This is a genomic window from Geodermatophilus sp. URMC 64, from assembly GCF_053502555.1.
Window position 1 is genome coordinate 5,303,801 of sequence record NZ_CP199955.1, and the last position, 15,407, is coordinate 5,319,207.

The 15,407-nt window shown below is 76.5% G+C and carries 18 protein-coding genes; 14 read left to right on the plus strand and 4 right to left on the minus strand.

The features are described 5' to 3' along the window. Positions 1-51 precede the first annotated feature (51 nt). From ACWIYF_RS26000 to cobA, 11 genes are all read left to right on the plus strand, one after another. Positions 52-2,040, plus strand: coding sequence for a putative cobaltochelatase (locus ACWIYF_RS26000; RefSeq protein WP_448625717.1), 1,989 nt, complete (start codon positions 52-54; stop codon positions 2,038-2,040). Then, positions 2,040-2,654 (plus strand): cob(I)yrinic acid a,c-diamide adenosyltransferase, encoded by a 615-nt coding sequence (gene cobO / locus ACWIYF_RS26005; RefSeq protein ID WP_448625718.1) that lies wholly within the window; start codon positions 2,040-2,042, stop codon positions 2,652-2,654. The genes ACWIYF_RS26000 and cobO overlap by 1 nt, the downstream gene beginning before the upstream one ends. An 85-nt stretch (positions 2,655-2,739) precedes the next feature. Continuing rightward, a complete protein-coding gene (locus tag ACWIYF_RS26010; protein ID WP_448625719.1) occupies positions 2,740-4,122 on the plus strand; it encodes a cobyrinate a,c-diamide synthase in 1,383 nt (460 codons plus the stop codon). Continuing rightward, positions 4,109-4,789, plus strand: coding sequence for an energy-coupling factor ABC transporter permease (locus ACWIYF_RS26015; RefSeq protein WP_448625720.1), 681 nt, complete (start codon positions 4,109-4,111; stop codon positions 4,787-4,789). Before ACWIYF_RS26010 ends, ACWIYF_RS26015 begins: the two co-directional genes overlap by 14 nt. Next, on the plus strand, positions 4,786-5,127 hold the full coding sequence (locus ACWIYF_RS26020; RefSeq protein ID WP_448625721.1) for an energy-coupling factor ABC transporter substrate-binding protein: 342 nt from the start codon (positions 4,786-4,788) through the stop codon (positions 5,125-5,127). Before ACWIYF_RS26015 ends, ACWIYF_RS26020 begins: the two co-directional genes overlap by 4 nt. Further along, entirely contained in the window at positions 5,124-5,861 is a 738-nt protein-coding gene (gene cbiQ, locus ACWIYF_RS26025) for a cobalt ECF transporter T component CbiQ (RefSeq protein ID WP_448625722.1), read from the plus strand. Before ACWIYF_RS26020 ends, cbiQ begins: the two co-directional genes overlap by 4 nt. Further along, entirely contained in the window at positions 5,858-6,703 is an 846-nt protein-coding gene (locus ACWIYF_RS26030) for an energy-coupling factor ABC transporter ATP-binding protein (protein ID WP_448625723.1), read from the plus strand. The genes cbiQ and ACWIYF_RS26030 overlap by 4 nt, the downstream gene beginning before the upstream one ends. Next, complete coding sequence (locus tag ACWIYF_RS26035; RefSeq protein WP_448625724.1) at positions 6,700-7,044, plus strand: cobalamin biosynthesis protein; 345 nt, start codon at positions 6,700-6,702, stop codon at positions 7,042-7,044. The genes ACWIYF_RS26030 and ACWIYF_RS26035 overlap by 4 nt, the downstream gene beginning before the upstream one ends. Next, positions 7,041-8,072 carry an Rv2231c family pyridoxal phosphate-dependent protein CobC gene (cobC, locus tag ACWIYF_RS26040; protein WP_448625725.1) on the plus strand — a complete coding sequence of 344 codons (1,032 nt, stop codon included), beginning with the start codon at positions 7,041-7,043 and terminating at the stop codon, positions 8,070-8,072. Before ACWIYF_RS26035 ends, cobC begins: the two co-directional genes overlap by 4 nt. A gap of 20 nt (positions 8,073-8,092) precedes the next feature. After that, complete coding sequence (cobT, locus tag ACWIYF_RS26045) at positions 8,093-9,124, plus strand: nicotinate-nucleotide--dimethylbenzimidazole phosphoribosyltransferase (protein ID WP_448628801.1); 1,032 nt, start codon at positions 8,093-8,095, stop codon at positions 9,122-9,124. Next, positions 9,124-10,410, plus strand: a complete 1,287-nt coding sequence (gene cobA / locus ACWIYF_RS26050; protein ID WP_448625726.1) for a uroporphyrinogen-III C-methyltransferase — start codon at positions 9,124-9,126, stop codon at positions 10,408-10,410. Before cobT ends, cobA begins: the two co-directional genes overlap by 1 nt. A gap of 67 nt (positions 10,411-10,477) precedes the next feature. On the opposite strand, the gene ACWIYF_RS26055 is transcribed toward cobA, so the two are convergent. The 4 genes from ACWIYF_RS26055 to soxR form a co-directional block, all read right to left on the minus strand. Continuing rightward, on the minus strand, positions 10,478-10,708 hold the full coding sequence (locus tag ACWIYF_RS26055; RefSeq protein ID WP_448625727.1) for a hypothetical protein: 231 nt from the start codon (positions 10,706-10,708) through the stop codon (positions 10,478-10,480). A 217-nt stretch (positions 10,709-10,925) separates the two neighbouring features. Continuing rightward, complete coding sequence (locus ACWIYF_RS26060; RefSeq protein ID WP_448625728.1) at positions 10,926-11,234, minus strand: hypothetical protein; 309 nt, start codon at positions 11,232-11,234, stop codon at positions 10,926-10,928. A gap of 369 nt (positions 11,235-11,603) precedes the next feature. Then, a complete protein-coding gene (gene ygiD / locus ACWIYF_RS26065; protein ID WP_448625729.1) occupies positions 11,604-12,455 on the minus strand; it encodes a 4,5-DOPA-extradiol-dioxygenase in 852 nt (283 codons plus the stop codon). A 120-nt stretch (positions 12,456-12,575) separates the two neighbouring features. Continuing rightward, a complete protein-coding gene (gene soxR / locus ACWIYF_RS26070; protein WP_448625730.1) occupies positions 12,576-13,040 on the minus strand; it encodes a redox-sensitive transcriptional activator SoxR in 465 nt (154 codons plus the stop codon). Positions 13,041-13,087: 47 nt separating this feature from the next. Here soxR and ACWIYF_RS26075 point away from each other — a divergent pair, with 47 nt between their 5' ends. From ACWIYF_RS26075 to ACWIYF_RS26085, 3 genes are read left to right on the plus strand one after another with little or no spacing between them, the layout of a single operon-like run. Further along, a complete protein-coding gene (locus ACWIYF_RS26075; RefSeq protein ID WP_448625731.1) occupies positions 13,088-13,783 on the plus strand; it encodes an SDR family NAD(P)-dependent oxidoreductase in 696 nt (231 codons plus the stop codon). After that, on the plus strand, positions 13,780-14,805 hold the full coding sequence (locus ACWIYF_RS26080; RefSeq protein ID WP_448625732.1) for an S-adenosylmethionine:tRNA ribosyltransferase-isomerase: 1,026 nt from the start codon (positions 13,780-13,782) through the stop codon (positions 14,803-14,805). Before ACWIYF_RS26075 ends, ACWIYF_RS26080 begins: the two co-directional genes overlap by 4 nt. A 22-nt stretch (positions 14,806-14,827) precedes the next feature. Continuing rightward, positions 14,828-15,406 carry a hypothetical protein gene (locus ACWIYF_RS26085; protein ID WP_448625733.1) on the plus strand — a complete coding sequence of 193 codons (579 nt, stop codon included), beginning with the start codon at positions 14,828-14,830 and terminating at the stop codon, positions 15,404-15,406. Position 15,407 lies beyond the last annotated feature (1 nt).

Genomic DNA, 15,407 nt, shown 5'->3' on the forward strand with positions numbered 1-15,407 from the left:
CCGCCGTCGCCTCCTGCCACCTCCGGGCGTGGACACCCGGGGAGAGGACGCGTGGTCGGCTTGACCTTCCCCTTCGGCGCCGTCGTCGGCATGGACGACATGCGGCTGGCCCTCCTGCTCAACGCCGTCTCCCCCGCCGTCGGCGGCGTGCTCGTCCGCGGCGAGAAGGGGACTGCGAAGTCGACGACGGTGCGCGCGCTCGCCGCCGTCCTGCCGCCGGTGGCCGTCGTCCCCGGGTGCCGCTTCGCCTGCGACCCGGCCGCGCCGGACCCCGCCTGTCCCGACGGACCGCACGACGCCGGCGTGCCGGGACCGACCCGGCCGGCCCGGCTGGTGGAGCTGCCGGTCGGCGCGTCGGAGGACCGCGTCGTCGGCTCGCTGGACCTCGAGCGGGCGCTGACCGAGGGGGTCAAGGCGTTCGAGCCGGGGCTGCTGGCGGCGGCGCACCGCGGCGTGCTCTACGTCGACGAGGTCAACCTGCTGCACGACCACCTGGTCGACCTGCTGCTCGACGCCGCCGCGCTGGGCACCGCCTACGTGGAGCGCGAGGGCGTGTCGGTGCGGCACGCGGCGCGGTTCCTGCTGGTCGGGACCATGAACCCGGAGGAGGGCGAGCTGCGCCCGCAGCTGCTCGACCGGTTCGGGCTGACCGTCGAGGTGGCCGCGCCGCGCGACGCCGACGTCCGCGCCGAGGTGGTGCGCCGCCGGTTCGCCTACGACGCCGACCCGGCCGGGTTCGCCGCCGCCTGGGCGGCCGAGGAAGCGGCACTGGCCGCGCGGATCGCCGAGGCCCGCGCCCGCCTGCCGCACGTCGTCCTCTCCGACGCCGCGCTGCGGCAGGTGACCGCCGTGTGCGCTGCGTTCGACGTCGACGGGCTGCGCGCCGACCTGGTGACCGCCCGCGCGGCGATCGCGCACGCCGCGTGGTCCGGCCGCGACGAGGTGACCGAGGACGACGTCCGGGTGGCCGCCCGCCTGGCGCTACCGCACCGGCGCCGGCGCAACCCCTTCGACGCGCCCGGTCTCGACGAGGACACCCTCGACCAGGCGCTCGAGGACTCCCGGCCCGAGGAGCCGGAACCGCCGGACGACGACGGCGGCGCCCCTCCCCCCGACGGCCAAAATGGCCATTTTGGCCCTTCCGACGGGTCGACCGAGGACCGACCCGACGGCCAAAATGGCCATTTTGGCCCCTCGGGGCCGGCGCCGGAGCGGGCGGCGGTGGCGCCGGGCGAGCCGTTCCGCGCCCGCCGGCTGGAGGTGCCGGGCATCGGCGCGGGCGCGGCCGGCCGGCGCAGCCGCGCCCGCTCGGAGCGCGGGCGGGTCGTCGGCTCCAGCCGTCCCACCGGCACGGTCACGCGGCTGCACCTGACCGACACCGTCCGTGCCGCGGCCCCGCACCAGGTGGCCCGCGGGCGCAGCGGCCCGGGGCTGCGGATCCGGCGCGAGGACCTGCGCCAGGCCGCGCTGGAGGGCCGCGAGGGAAATCTCGTGCTGTTCGTCGTGGACGCGAGCGGGTCGATGGGGTCACGATCCCGCATGGCCGCGGTCAAGGGCGCCGTCCTGTCGCTGCTGTTGGACGCCTACCAGCGGCGGGACAAGGTCGGGCTGATCACCTTCCGCGGCGCCGGTGCGGAGCTCGCGCTGCCGCCGACCTGGTCGGTGGAGGCGGCGGCCGCCCGGCTGGCCGAGCTGCCCACCGGCGGCAGGACCCCGCTGGCCGCCGGGCTGCTGCGGGCGCACGAGACCCTGCGCGTCGAGCGGGTGCGCGACCCGCAGCGCCGTCCGCTGCTGGTGGTGGTCACCGACGGGCGGGCGACCGGCGCCCGCGGCGGCAGCCACCTCGCCGACGCGCACGCCGCCGCCGGGCTGCTGGCCGCGGCCGGTACCGCGGCTGTCGTCGTCGACTGCGAGTCCGGGCCGGTCCGGCTCGGGCTGGCCGGCACGCTCGGCGCCGCCCTCGGGGCGCAGACGCTGCGGCTCGAGGAACTGGCGGCCGACGCGCTGGCGGCCACCGTGCGCACCGCGAGGGCGGCCTGATGCCCAAGGGACAGGTGCTGACCCCCCCGGACGACGGGCTCTCCACGCGGCAGCGGCGCAACCGGCCGATCCTCGCCGTCCACACCGGCGAGATGAAGGGCAAGTCCACCGCCGCCTTCGGCATGGCGATGCGCGCGTGGAACCAGGGCTGGCCGATCGCGGTCTACCAGTTCGTCAAGAGCGCGAAGTGGCGGGTCGGCGAGGAGAACGCGCTCACCGCGCTGGGCCGGCTGCACGAGCAGACCGGCGAGGGCGGTCCGGTCGTGTGGCACAAGATGGGCTCGGGTTGGTCGTGGTCGCGCCGGCAGGGCACCGAGGTCGACCACGCCGCCGACGCCGCGGAGGGCTGGGCGCAGATCAGGCGTGACCTCGCCGCCGAGACGCACCGCTTCTACGTGCTCGACGAGTTCACCTACCCGATGAAGTGGGGCTGGGTGGACGTCGACGACGTCGTCGAGACGCTGGTGCACCGCCCCGGCAACCAGCACGTCGTGATCACCGGCCGCGACGCGCACCCGAAGCTGGTCGAGGCGGCCGACCTCGTGGTCGAGATGACCAAGGTCAAGCACCCGATGGACGCCGGCCAGAAGGGCCAGCGGGGGATCGAGTGGTGACCCCCGCCCGCCGTGATCATCGGCATGCGGCTGCCCTCCACCGGCGTGTCGGCAGCCACCTGCCGATGATCAACGGGGGGAAGGGATGACCACCCTCCCGCGGGTCGTGCTCGCCGCGCCGTCCTCCGGCGCCGGCAAGACGTCGATCGCGACGGGCCTGGTCGCCGCGCTGACCGCGCGGGGGCACACGGTGTCCCCGCACAAGGTCGGCCCCGACTACATCGACCCCGGCTACGCCGGCCTCGCCGCAGGGCGGCCCGGCCGCAACCTCGACCCCTGGCTGGTCGGCGAGGAGCGCATCGCGCCCCTGTTCCTGCACGGCGCCCGGGGGGCCGACGTCGCGGTCGTCGAGGGCGTCATGGGCCTGTTCGACGGGGCGTCGCACCCGGGCGTCGAGCCCGGATTCGCCTCGACGGCGCACGTCGCGGCGCTGCTGCGGGCGCCGGTCGTGCTGGTCGTCGACGCGTCCTCCCAGGCCCGAAGCGTGGCCGCGCTGGTGCATGGCTTCGCCACCTTCGAGCCGGGCGTGCGGATCGGCGGCGTGATCCTCAACCGCGTCGGCAGCGACCGGCACGAGGAGATCCTGCGCGAGGCGCTGGATGCCGCCGGGGTGCCGGTGCTCGGCGCGGTCCGCCGGCTGGAGGCGCTGGCCACGCCGTCGCGTCACCTCGGCCTGGTCCCCGCGGCCGAGCGCACAACCGAGGCGGTGCGGACGGTCCGCGCCCTCGGCGAGGTGGTGGCCGCGTCGGTCGACCTGGACGGCGTCCTGCGGCTGGCCCGCTCCGCCCCGGACCTGACCGCCGCGCCGTGGGACCCGGCCGCCGAGGTGACCGCGACGGGCGCGCGCCCGCGGATCGCCGTCGCCGGCGGCGCCGCGTTCACCTTCGGCTACGCCGAGCACGCCGAGCTGCTCGAGGCCGCCGGCGCGGAGGTGGTGACCGTCGACCCGCTCGCCGACGAGGCGCTGCCCGAGGGCACCACCGGGCTGGTGCTCGGCGGCGGGTTCCCCGAGATCTACGCCGCGCAGCTGTCGGCCAACGAGTCGCTGCGCGCCGACGTCGCCGCGCTCGCCGCGCGGCGGGGCGCGATCGCCGCCGAGTGCGCCGGCCTGCTCTACCTGGCCCGCCGCCTGGACGAAGTCCCGATGTGCGGCGTACTCAACACCGAGGCCGCGATGACACCGCGGCTGACCCTGGGCTACCGCGCCGCCGTGGCCCCGGTCGACTCCGTCCTCGCCCCGCGCGGCACGCGGGTGCGGGGCCACGAGTTCCACCGCACCGCGTGCACGCCGCGGGCCGGGACCCACGCCGCGTGGCAGTGGTCCGCGACCGGTCCCGAGGGGTTCGTCACGGCGAGCGTGCACGCCTCCTACCTGCACCTGCACTGGGCCGGGAGCCCAGCGGTCGCCGAGCGGTTCGTCGCGGCCTGCGCCGCGGTCGGGAAGGAGGTCGAGCGTGCACATCGCTGAGGGGTTCCTGCCGCCCGCCCACGCGCTGGGCTGGACGATCGCCGCCGCACCGTTCGTCGCGCACGGGGCACGGGCCGTGGTCAAGGAGGTGCGCGAGCACCCCGAGTCGACGCTGCTGCTGGGCGCGGCCGGGGCGTTCACCTTCGTGCTCAGCGCGATCAAGCTGCCATCGGTGACCGGCAGCTCCAGCCACCCGACCGGCACCGGCGCCGGCGCCGTCCTGTTCCGACCACCGGTGATGGCCCTGCTCGGCACGATCGTGCTGCTCTTCCAGGCGCTGCTGCTGGCGCACGGCGGCATCACGACGCTGGGCGCGAACGCGTTCTCCATGGCGATCGTCGGGCCGTGGGCGGGCTACGGCGCCTACCGCCTGGTCCGCCGGCTCGGCGCGGGGCTGCTGCCCGGCGTCTTCGTGGCGTTCATGGTGGCCGACCTCGCCACCTACGTGACGACGGCGCTGCAGCTGGCCTGGGCGCACCCCGACGCCGGGACCGGCTTCCTCGGCGCGGCGGCGAAGTTCCTCGGCGTCTTCGCGATCACGCAGATCCCGCTCGCGGTCGGCGAAGGCCTGCTCGGCGTCCTGCTGTTCCGCGTGCTGCTCACCAACGCCCGGCCCGACCTGGAGCGCCTCGGCGTGGTCCCCGCGCAGCCGGAGGAGGTCCGGTGAACCGCCGCCGGCTGGTCACGGTCCTGCTGATCCTGGGCGTCGTGGCGCTGTTCGCCGTCCCGCTGGCGCTCGACCGCGGCCGCTCGGACTACTCGGGCACCGACAGCCAGGCCACCGAGGTCATCGAGCAGAACGACCCGGGTTACACGCCGTGGTTCTCGTCGCTGTTCTCGCCGTCGTCGAAGGAGGTCGAGTCCGGGTTGTTCGCGCTGCAGGCCGCCGTCGGCGGCGGCGTGCTGGGTTACGTGCTCGGCCGGCTGCGCGGCCGCCGTCTCGCCGAGAAGGCCGAGAAGAAGGCCGAGAAGAAGGCCGAGACGCTCGAGGACGCCGGACCGTGACCGGGCTGGCGATCGACGACGCCGCCTGGGCGAGCGCGTGGCGGCGGCGCTCCCCCGGCGACAAGTTGCTGCTCTGCCTCGGCCTGGTGATCTGCGCGCTGGTCCTGCCGGTGTGGCCGGGCAGCGCGCTGATCGGGGCGGCCGCGGTGGGGCTGGCCCTCGGTCCGGCCCGCGTGCCCGCCCGGACCTTCCTGCGCGCGGTCCGGCTGCCGCTCGCCTTCGTCGCGATCGGCGCGGTCACGACCGTCGTCCGGGTGGACGGCGACGGCGTCGGCTGGGCCCCGGACGCCGCGGCGCAGGCCGGCTCGCTGGTCGGGCACTCGCTCGCCGGCGGCGCCGCGGTGATGCTGCTGGCCACCACGACGCCGATGTCGGACCTGCTGCCGGCGCTGCGCCGGCTGCGGGTGCCGGCGGCCGTGATCGAGGTGGCGAGCCTGGTCTACCGGCTGCTGTTCGTGCTGCTGGAGAGCCTGCGCACGATCCGCGAGGCCCAGACGATGCGGATGGGCTACTCCTCGGTGCGCCGCTCGTACCGGTCCTCCGGGGCGCTGGCCGCGGCGGTGCTGACCCGCTCCTGGGACCGCGCCCGCCGGCTGCAGGAGGGGCTGGCCGGGCGGGGGCTGGAGACGGGGCTGCGCGTGCTGCCCGAGGCGCTGCCGTCGTCGCGGGCGTTCCTCGCCGCGACGGGCACCGGCCTGGCCGGGATCGTGGCCGTCAGCCTGGTGCTCGCATGAGCCATCGCACGCTGGCCGCGCACGGCCTGGTCGCCGGCTACGAGCGCGGCCGCCGGGTCCTGGACGGCGCGTCGCTGCACATCCCGGCCGGCCGCCGGCTGGCCATCCTCGGCGCGAACGGGTCCGGGAAGACGACGCTGCTGCGCTGCCTGTCGGGCGCGCTGCCGCCCACCGCCGGCGCGGTCACCGTCGACGACGTCCCGCTGGAGCACTCCCGCCGCGGGCTGCGCGCGCACCGGCAGGAGGTGCAGCTGGTCCTGCAGGACCCCGACGACCAGCTGTTCTCCGCGTCGGTGGCGCAGGACGTCTCGTTCGGCCCGCTCAACCTGGGCCTGCCCGAGGAGGAGGTGCGGGAACGGGTCGCCGAGGCGCTGCGTCTGCTCGCCGTCGACCACCTCGCCGGCCGCCCGACGCACCAGCTGTCCTACGGCGAGCGCAAGCGGGTGGCGATCGCCGGGGCGGTCGCCATGCGCCCGTGCGTGCTGCTGCTCGACGAGCCGACCGCCGGCCTGGACCCCTCGGCGGTGGCCGAGGCGCTGGCCGCGCTGCGCCGGCTGCAGGAGGCCGACTCGACCGTCGTCATGAGCACCCACGACGTCGACCTGGCGCTCGCCTGGGCCGACGAGGTCGCCGTCGTCGTCGACCGGCGGGTGGTCCAGGGGCCGCCGCAGGAGCTGCTCGGGGACGACGACCTGCTCGCCCGCGCCCGGCTGGACCGCCCGTGGGCGCTCACCGTGGGCGCGCGGCTGCGCGACCTGGGCCTGCTGCGCGAGGGCGCGCTCCCCCGCGACGCGGCCGGACTGCTGGCCGCCCTCCCGGAGCGGCCCGGGGTGACCGCGTGATCACCGTGGGCGTGGGTGCGTCGTCGGGGGTCACGGTGGACGAGGTGCTCGCGGCGATCGACGCCGTCCTGCCCGCCGGGCGGACGGACGTGCAGCTGTCGACGCTGACGAAGCGGGCCCTCGAGCCCGGGATCGCCGGGGCCGCCGCCGCGCGGGACTGGCCGCTGTTCGGCCACGACGCCGAGGAGCTGGCCGCGGTCGCCGTGCAGGACCCGTCGACCTTCGTGGCGGACGCCGTGGGTACCCGTTCGGTGGCCGAGGCGGCCGCCCTGCTGAGCGGCGACCGGCTGATCGTGGGCAAGACCGTCGTGGGCCGGGTCACCGTGGCGGTCGCCGAGTGAGCCTGCACCACCACGGGGACGACGAGCTGGCGCCCGGCCTGGTCGACCTCGCGGTGAACGTCCGCGCCGGGACGCCGCCGGAGTGGCTGCGCGCCGTGCTGCACGCCGCCGTCGACGCGGCCGCCGCCTATCCCGACGCCCGGCCTGCGCGGGCCGCCGTCGCGGCCGCGCACGGCCGCGACCCGGCCGAGGTGCTGCTCACCGCGGGCGCGGCCGAGGCGTTCGTGCTGCTCGCGCGCGCGGTCCGGCCGCGGCGCGCGGTCGTCGTCCACCCGTCGTTCACCGAGCCCGAGGCCGCGCTGCGGGCCGCCGGCCACCCGGTCGAGCGGCTGCTGCTGGAGCCGCCCGGGTACCGGCTGCGCGACGTCCCGGAGGACGCCGACCTGGTGGTGCTGGGCAACCCGACCAACCCCACGTCGGTGCTGCACCCCCACGACGACGTCGCCGCGCTGGCCCGCCCCGGCCGCGTGCTGCTGGTCGACGAGGCGTTCGCCGACACCGTGCCGGGCGAGCCCGAGTCGCTGGCCGCCCGCACCGACCTGCCCGGCCTGCTCGTCGTCCGCAGCCTGACCAAGACGTGGGGACTGGCGGGGCTGCGGGTCGGCTACGCGCTCGGACCGCCGGGGCTGATCGCCGCGCTGACCGCCCAGCAACCGCACTGGCCGGTGTCCACCCCCGCCCTGGCCGCGCTGGTCGCCTGCACGACGCCGGCCGCCCGCGCCGAGGCCGACGCCGCGGCGGTGGAGCTGGAGAGCGCGCGGAAGTCGCTGCTCGCCCTCCTGCCCGAGGGCGTCGAGGTCGTCGGCGAGCCCCGCTCGTCGTTCGTCCTGCTCCGGGTGCCGGACGGCGCGCGGGTGCGGGCCGCGCTGCGCGACGCCGGCTGGGCGGTCCGCCGCGGCGACACCTTCCCCGGCCTCTCGGCCGACCACCTGCGGGTCGCCGTCCGGGACCCGGAGACCTCGCGCGCGTTCGCCGCGGCGCTCACTGCGATCCTTGACCCTGCCCGCCGCCCCGAGGAGTTCCGCTGAGCACGCTGCTGGACCAGACGATCGCCGCTGTCCGCCCCCGGGACGCCGCGGCCGAGCGGGCCGCCCGCGAGCGCCTCGACCGGATGACCAAGCCACCGGGCTCGCTCGGCGTGCTGGAGGACGTCGCCGCGCAGCTGGCCGGCATCGCGGGCACCTGCCCGCCGCCGCTGCCGGAGCCCGCGACCGTCGCCGTGTTCGCCGGCGACCACGGGGTGCACGCCCAGGGCGTCACGCACTGGCCGCAGGAGGTGACCGCGCAGATGGTCGCCAACTTCGCGGCCGGCGGCGCGGTCGTGAACGCCTTCGCCGCGCAGCTGGGGGCCGAGGTCGTCGTCGTGGACGTGGGCGTGGGCGGCGTCCTCGACCCCGCGCCCGGGCTGCTCGACCGCAAGGTGCGCCCGGGCACCGCCGACCTCGCGATAGGCCCGGCCATGTCCCTCGACGAGGCGCGGCGGGCGGTCGAGGTGGGCATCGACGTCGCGACGACGCTGGCCGCCGGCTCCGGCTGCCTGATCACCGGCGACATGGGCATCACCAACACGACCGCGTCGGCGGCGCTGGTCTGCGCGTTCGCCGGCGCGACCCCCGCCGAGGCCACCGGCCGGGGCACCGGCGTCGACGACCCGACGCTGGCTCGCAAGGTCGACGTCGTCACCCGTGCGGTCGCGCGGGTGCCTGAGGGGACCGATCCGCTCGCCGTGCTCGCCGAGGTGGGCGGGCTGGAGCACGCGGCGATCGCCGGGTTCGTGCTGGGCGCGGCCGCGGCCCGGACGCCGGTGCTGCTGGACGGCGTCATCGCGGGCTCGGCCGCCCTGGTCGCGGGCGTGCTCTGCCCCGCAGCCCTTGACTACGCGCTGGCAGGACACACGTCGGCCGAGCCGGGGCACTCGATCGCGCTGCGCACCCTCGGCCTGCGCCCGCTGCTGGGGCTGGATCTGCGGCTGGGCGAGGGCACCGGCGCGCTGCTGGCCCTGCCGCTGGCGCAGAGCGCCGCCCGCGCGCTGCGCGACGTCGCCACCTTCGACTCCGCCGGCGTCACCGAGAAGAGCTGATGGCTGCTACTCCCGTCGACCCGGCGTCCGGCGTCGTCTACCCGGTCGGCCTGCGCCTGCTCGGCCGGCGCGTGGTCGTCGTCGGCGGCGGGCAGGTCGCGCACCGCCGGGTTGCCGGGCTGCTCGAGGCGCGGGCGCTGGTCACCGTCGTCGCGCCCGACGTGACGCCGGCGCTGGAGGCGCTGGTGGCCCCCGGGTCGATGACCTGGGTCCGCCGGCGCTACGAGCCGGGCGACCTCGACGGCGCCTGGTACGCGGTCGCCGCGACGAACGACCCGGCGGTGAACGCGGCGGTCGCCGTGGAGGCGGAGGCGCTGCGGATCTTCTGCGCCCGGGCCGACGACCGGTCGGCGTCGTCGGTGTGGACACCGGCGGTCGGTCGCCAGGGCGACCTCGTCGTCGGCGTGCACGGGGGCGGCGACCCGCAGCGGGCGGTCGGCGTGCGCGACGCCGTCGTCGCGGGGCTGACCGACGGGTCGATCGCCGACCGGGCCGGCCGGCCCGGGCCCGAGGGCGGGCCCGGCTCGGTGGTGCTCGTAGGGGGTGGGCCGGGCGATCCGGGGCTGATCACCGTGCGCGGGCAGCAGGCGGTGGCGCAGGCCGACGTCGTCCTCGCCGACCACCTGGCGCCGCAGTCGCTGCTGGCCTCCCTGCCCGCCGACGTGGAGGTCATCGACGCCTCGAAGCTGCCCCGCGGGCGCTCGATGGCGCAGGAGCAGATCAACGGGCTGCTGATCGAGCACGCCCGCGCCGGAAAGCGGGTGGTGCGGCTCAAGGGCGGCGACCCGTTCGTGTTCGGCCGCGGCATGGAGGAGCTCGAGGCCTGCGTCGCCGCGGGCATCCCGGTCGAGGTGGTGCCCGGCGTGACGAGCGCTATCGGCGTCCCCGGGCTGGCCGGCATCCCGGTCACCCACCGCGGGCTCACCCACGAGTTCGTGGTCGTGTCGGGGCACGTGCCGCCGGGGCATCCGCAGTCGCTGGTCGACTGGCCGGCCCTGGGCCGGCTGCGCGGGACGCTCGTCGTGCTGATGGGCGTCGACACCGCGCCGGCCATCGCCGCGGCGCTGATGGAGCACGGCCGGGCGCCCGACACCCCGGTCGCCGTCATCACCGACGGCTCGACGCCCACCCAGCGCACCGTGCGGACGACGCTCGACGGCCTGGCGAAGACGATGGCCGAGGAGGGCGTGCGACCGCCGGCGGTCTGGGTGGTCGGCGACGTGGTCGGGCTCTCCGGCGGCACGCGGGCGGTCCCGCCGTCCGACGACACCGAGGACGAGGGTTAGCTGCATCGAGATGCGCCTGAGTGCTGTTACCCGGGCCGGAAGGCGGCACTGAGGCGAATCTCGGCGCTCAGACGACGGTCGCGAAGACCACCTCGTTCTCCTCGCTGGCGCCTGCGGCGCGGTCGAACTCCCCGCCGCAGGTGACGAGGGCGACGTCGGCGTCCGGCGGACGGCCGTTGAGCGCGTCGGCCAGGGCGGACGTCGCCTTGTCCAGGCCGGTCAGCGGCTCGCCGAGCACCCGCAGCCGCAGGACGGCGCCGTACCGCACGGTCCCGCGCGGCTCGACGGTCGCGTCCACACCGATCGCGGGATCTGCAGGCGGACCGGGACGATCGGCCCGTTCGCGACCGAGGCGTCCGCCGGCAGCGGGGCCAACTGCGGCGCGCTCCCGGCCGCCGGCGCGGCGACCGTCTCGGGCCGCGCGGTCCACACGAGGACCAGCCCGACCCCCACCCCGAGGACGAGCAGGAAACGGCCAGCGGCCGGACGAGGTCAGCCGCGCGCCGCACGCGAGCTCACCCGGTAGCCCGCCGCACCGAGACCGCTGAGCACGACCAGGCAGGCGAGCACGCCGAGGGGGACGCCGGCGCCGGCGCGGGGGGCTGCGGCTGGTTCCCGCCGGAGGACGGCGGCGGCGTCACACCCGGCGCCGTCGGGACGCAGTCCTCCTGCAGCGTGGTGATCAGGTCCTGCAGGGCTGCGGCGAGGGCGTTGCCGGTCAGCGCCTCCGGCCCGAGGCCCTGCCCGCCGTTCTCGAGCGCGCCGACGAGCTCGGTCAGCAGGTTCGGCAGGTCCTCGCCCCCGGTCGCGAGCGCGTCGACCATGGTCTGGAAGTCCTCGTAGACGCCGTTCCCGCACTCCTCGGAGATGCCGAGCGGCGCCAGGAGCTCCGCGAGAGCCGCGGGGGGGCCGGCACCGGCCCGGCCTCGCCGTCCCCGCCTCGCCGGCGAGGAGGTCCTCCGCCGTCTGCGTGAGCGGGTCGAGCGGGGTGCCGTCGTCCGCGGCGGCCACGCCGGGCGCGAGGACGACGGCGGCGGTGAGGACGGCGGGTCGAGCAGGCGAAACGGCTTCCCGGACGACGCACGGCGCACGGACAACGAGAACCCGCAGGTCAGCGGCGATCGCTTTCCCGGCGGCAACGAGCGGGGACGAGAAGGATACGGACCCGTCCGGCCCTGCCCAGGGGGTCCCTCTCAGATGTTGGCGCCGTCCGGGGGCGGGCCGTCGGGCAGCGGCGCGGCGAAGCCGGCGCCGTCGGGCGCCGGCGCGTCCATCCCGACCGTGTACGCCGTCATCGACAGCGAGCCGTAGGCGTAGCCGTCGACCAGCACGTCGGCCGACGTGCCGGTCGCCCCGGCCACGCCCGCGACGTAGAGCAGCGGGATGAAGTGGTCGGGCGTCGGCACGGCCAGGTCGTAGTCGCGGTGCCCGTCGAGGCGGCCCAGCTCGGTCGGGTCGGTGAGCATGACCTCCTTGGCCGACTGGTCGAACCGCTGCGCCCAGTCGAAGCCGGCGTCGGGCAGCGCCCGCGAGACGCCGCCGAGGTTGTGCACCACGTTGCCGCTGCCGATCACCAGCACGCCGTCCTCCCGGAGCGGCGCCAGGGCCGCCCCGAGCTGCAGGTGGTAGTCGGTGGACTTGAGCGCGTTGATCGACAGCTGCACGACCGGGATGTCGGCGTCCGGGAAGGCGTGCATCAGCACCGACCAGGTGCCGTGGTCGATGCCCCAGCTGTCCAGGTCGGCGCCCACCCACGTCGGGTGCACGATGTCGGCGACCTCCTCGTAGAGCGAGGGCAGCCCCGGCGGCTCGTAGCGGACGTCGAACAGTTCGCGCGGGAAGCCGAAGAAGTCGTGGATGGTCCGCGGCCGCGGCATGGCCGTCACCGCCGTCGCATGCACGAACCAGTGCGCCGAGATCACCAGGATCGCCCGCGGGCGGGGCACGCTCTCGCCGAACGCGCGCCAGGCCTGCGTGTACCGGTTCTTCTCCAGCGCGTTCATCGGGTTGCCGTGCCCGAAGAACGCGGCAGGCATGACGGTCATCGGACCTCTCCCCCTGAACCTCGGTGCACTGCGGTCCCGTCGGATCATCACCCCGCGGTCGCCGATGCGCGAGACCCGGAAACGAAACTGTCCGGATCAGCCCGCGTCGCTCCTCCCGGGTCACCCCGCGTTGCTGGTGGGCGGCACCCGGCGCAGCAGCGGCGAGAGCCAGCGCGCCCCGGGCCCGGCCGACGCCGCGACGTCGCCAGGGTTGGACAGGGCGCACGTGCCCAGCGACAGGCAGCCGCAGCCGATGCAGGAGTCCAGCCCGTCGCGCAGCTGCACCAGTGCCGCGATCTGCTCGTCGAGCCGGTCCCGCCATCCGCTGGAGAGCCGCGCCCAGTCACGGGCCGTCGGCGGCCGGCCCTCCGGCAGCGTCGCCAACGCGTCGCGGATCTCGGCCAGCGACAGCCCCACGTTCTGCGCCGCGCGGACGAACGCCAGCCGGCGCAGCACCGACCGGGAGTAGCGGCGCGCGCCCCCGCCGGTGCGCGTCGAGGAGATCAGCCCCTGTTCCTCGTAGTAGCGCAGCGCGGAGGCGGCGACGCCGGACCGCGCCGACACCTGCCCGATGGTCAGCTCCATCGAGAACCCCTTGACCTCAAGTCAGCTTGAGGTTCCACGGTAACCCCATGACCTCCACCGCACTCGTCACCGGCGCTTCCCGTGGCCTCGGCCGGGCGCTCGCCACCGCGCTCGTCGACCGCGGCTGGCGGCTGGTCGTCGACGGCCGGGACGCCGACCGCCTCGCCGCCGCCGTCGCCGATCTGCCGCGGCCCGACCTCGTCACCGCGATCCCCGGCGACGTCGCCGACCCCGCCCACCGCGCCGCCCTGGCGCAGGCCGTGGGCGGGACGCTGGACCTGCTGGTCAACAACGCCAGCGACCTCGGCCCGAGCCCGCTGCCACCGCTCGCGCGGCTGCGGCCGGACGACCTCGCCCGCGTGCTCGCGGTCAACACCATCGCCCCGCTGGCGCTGACCCAGCTGGTCCTGCCCGCGCTGGAGCGGGCCGGCGGGCGGGTCCTCGACATCAGCTCCGACGCCGCCGTCGAGGCCTACGAGGGCTGGGGCGGCTACGGCGCCAGCAAGGCCGCGCTGGACCAGCTGTCCGCCGTCCTCGCCGTCGAGCACCCCGCCCTGCGGATCTACGCGGTCGACCCCGGCGACATGAACACCGACATGCACCAGGCCGCCGAACCCGGCGAGGACCTCAGCGGCCTGCCGGCGCCGGAGTCCGTCGTCCCGGCGCTGCTGCGGCTGGTGGACGACGACCTGCCCAGCGGCCGCTACCGCGCCGCCGACCTCTCACCGCTGGCCGCCCGATGATCACCTTCAGGCTGCCGCCCGACGCCGAGGCCACGGCCCCGCCGGAGTGGACGGGCACGCCGCGGGACGGCGTCCGGCTGATGGCGGTCCGCCCCAGCGGGATCACCTCCCACCTGTTCCGCGACCTGCCCGAGCTGCTCGAGCCCGGCGATCTGGTCGTCGTGAACACCTCGGCGACGCTGCCGGCGCGCCTGGACGCCACCCGGGCCGACGGCGTCGCCGTCCCGCTGCACGTGGCCGGCACGCTCGACGACGGCGACTGGGTGGTCGAGGTGCGCCGTCCGGACAACGACGGACCGGACCTGCGGGTCGAGCCCGGCGCAGTCCTCGCGCTGCCCGGCGCCGTCCGGCTCACCCTGCTCGCCGGTCATCCGGACCCGGGCCATCCGTCGCGCCTGTGGCGGGCCCGCCCGGAGCCGGCCGTCGGCGCCGTCGAGCTCCTGGCGCACCACGGGCAGCCGATCCGCTACGGCTACCTGTCCGGCAGCTTCCCGCTGGCGGCCTACCAGACCGTCTACGCCACCGAGCCGGGCAGCGCCGAGATGGCCAGCGCCGGCCGGCCGTTCAGCGAGGCGGTGCTCGTCCGGCTGATGGCGCGCGGCATCCCCGTGGTCCCGATCGTGCTGCACGCCGGCGTCTCCAGCCCCGAGCTGCACGAGCCACCCACCGCGGAGCGGTTCGCCGTCCCCGAGGTGACCGCACGCCTCGTGACGAGCACCCGGCAGGCCGGCCGGCGGGTGGTCGCGGTGGGCACGACCGTCACGCGGGCGCTGGAGACCGCCACGGACGACGACGGCGTCACCCGGCCGGCGCGCGGCTGGACCGACCTCGTGCTGGGCCCCGACCGCCCGGCCCGCGCGGTGACCGGGCTGATCACCGGCCTGCACGCGCCCGAGGCGAGCCACCTGCAGTTGCTGGAGGCCGTCGCCGGACCGGACGTGGTGGCCGCCGCCTACCGCGCCGCCGTCGCCGAGCACTACCTCTGGCACGAGTTCGGCGACTCGATGCTCTTCCTGCCGTAGTCGTCCGCCATGCTGGGCGGCGATGAGCAGCGACGAGGAGCCGCCCGGCGCCGAGTGGGTCCGCGAGCGGCTGCGGCTGCTGGCCGAGGCGGCCGGTCAGCCGGTCCCGCGGCTGGTGGTCGACCAGCCGCGCGCGCAGGAGCGGCCCCCCTCGGCCCGCGAGGCGAACGGCGAGCGGACCGTCGTCGTCCCGCCGTCCCTGCTCACGGCCGACCCGCCCCGCCAGCTGTGGCACCTCGCCGCGTGCCTGGGCCGCTGGACGTCGCCGGTCCCGAGGCAGCGGCACCGCCTCGGCGGGATCCTGCTCGCCGTCCTGCTGGTCGCGTACGTGGCCCTGCTGTTCCTGCTGGCCCCCACCGTGCCGTGGCTGTGGATCACCGTGCTGCTGCTCTACCCCGTGGGCGCGTGGACGCTGCGGTGGGAGCGGCAGGCGATGGAGGACGCCGGGCGCGGTGTCCTGGCCGCGGCGGGGCATCCACCCGTCGAGGTGGCGCGGGCGGCGTTCGGCGACGAGCCCGACCCGCCGTTCCTCAAGCGGCTGCTCTCCGGTGAGCCCGCGCCCAGCAGCCGGATCGCCGCCGCGGAGGCGGAAACGGCTTGAG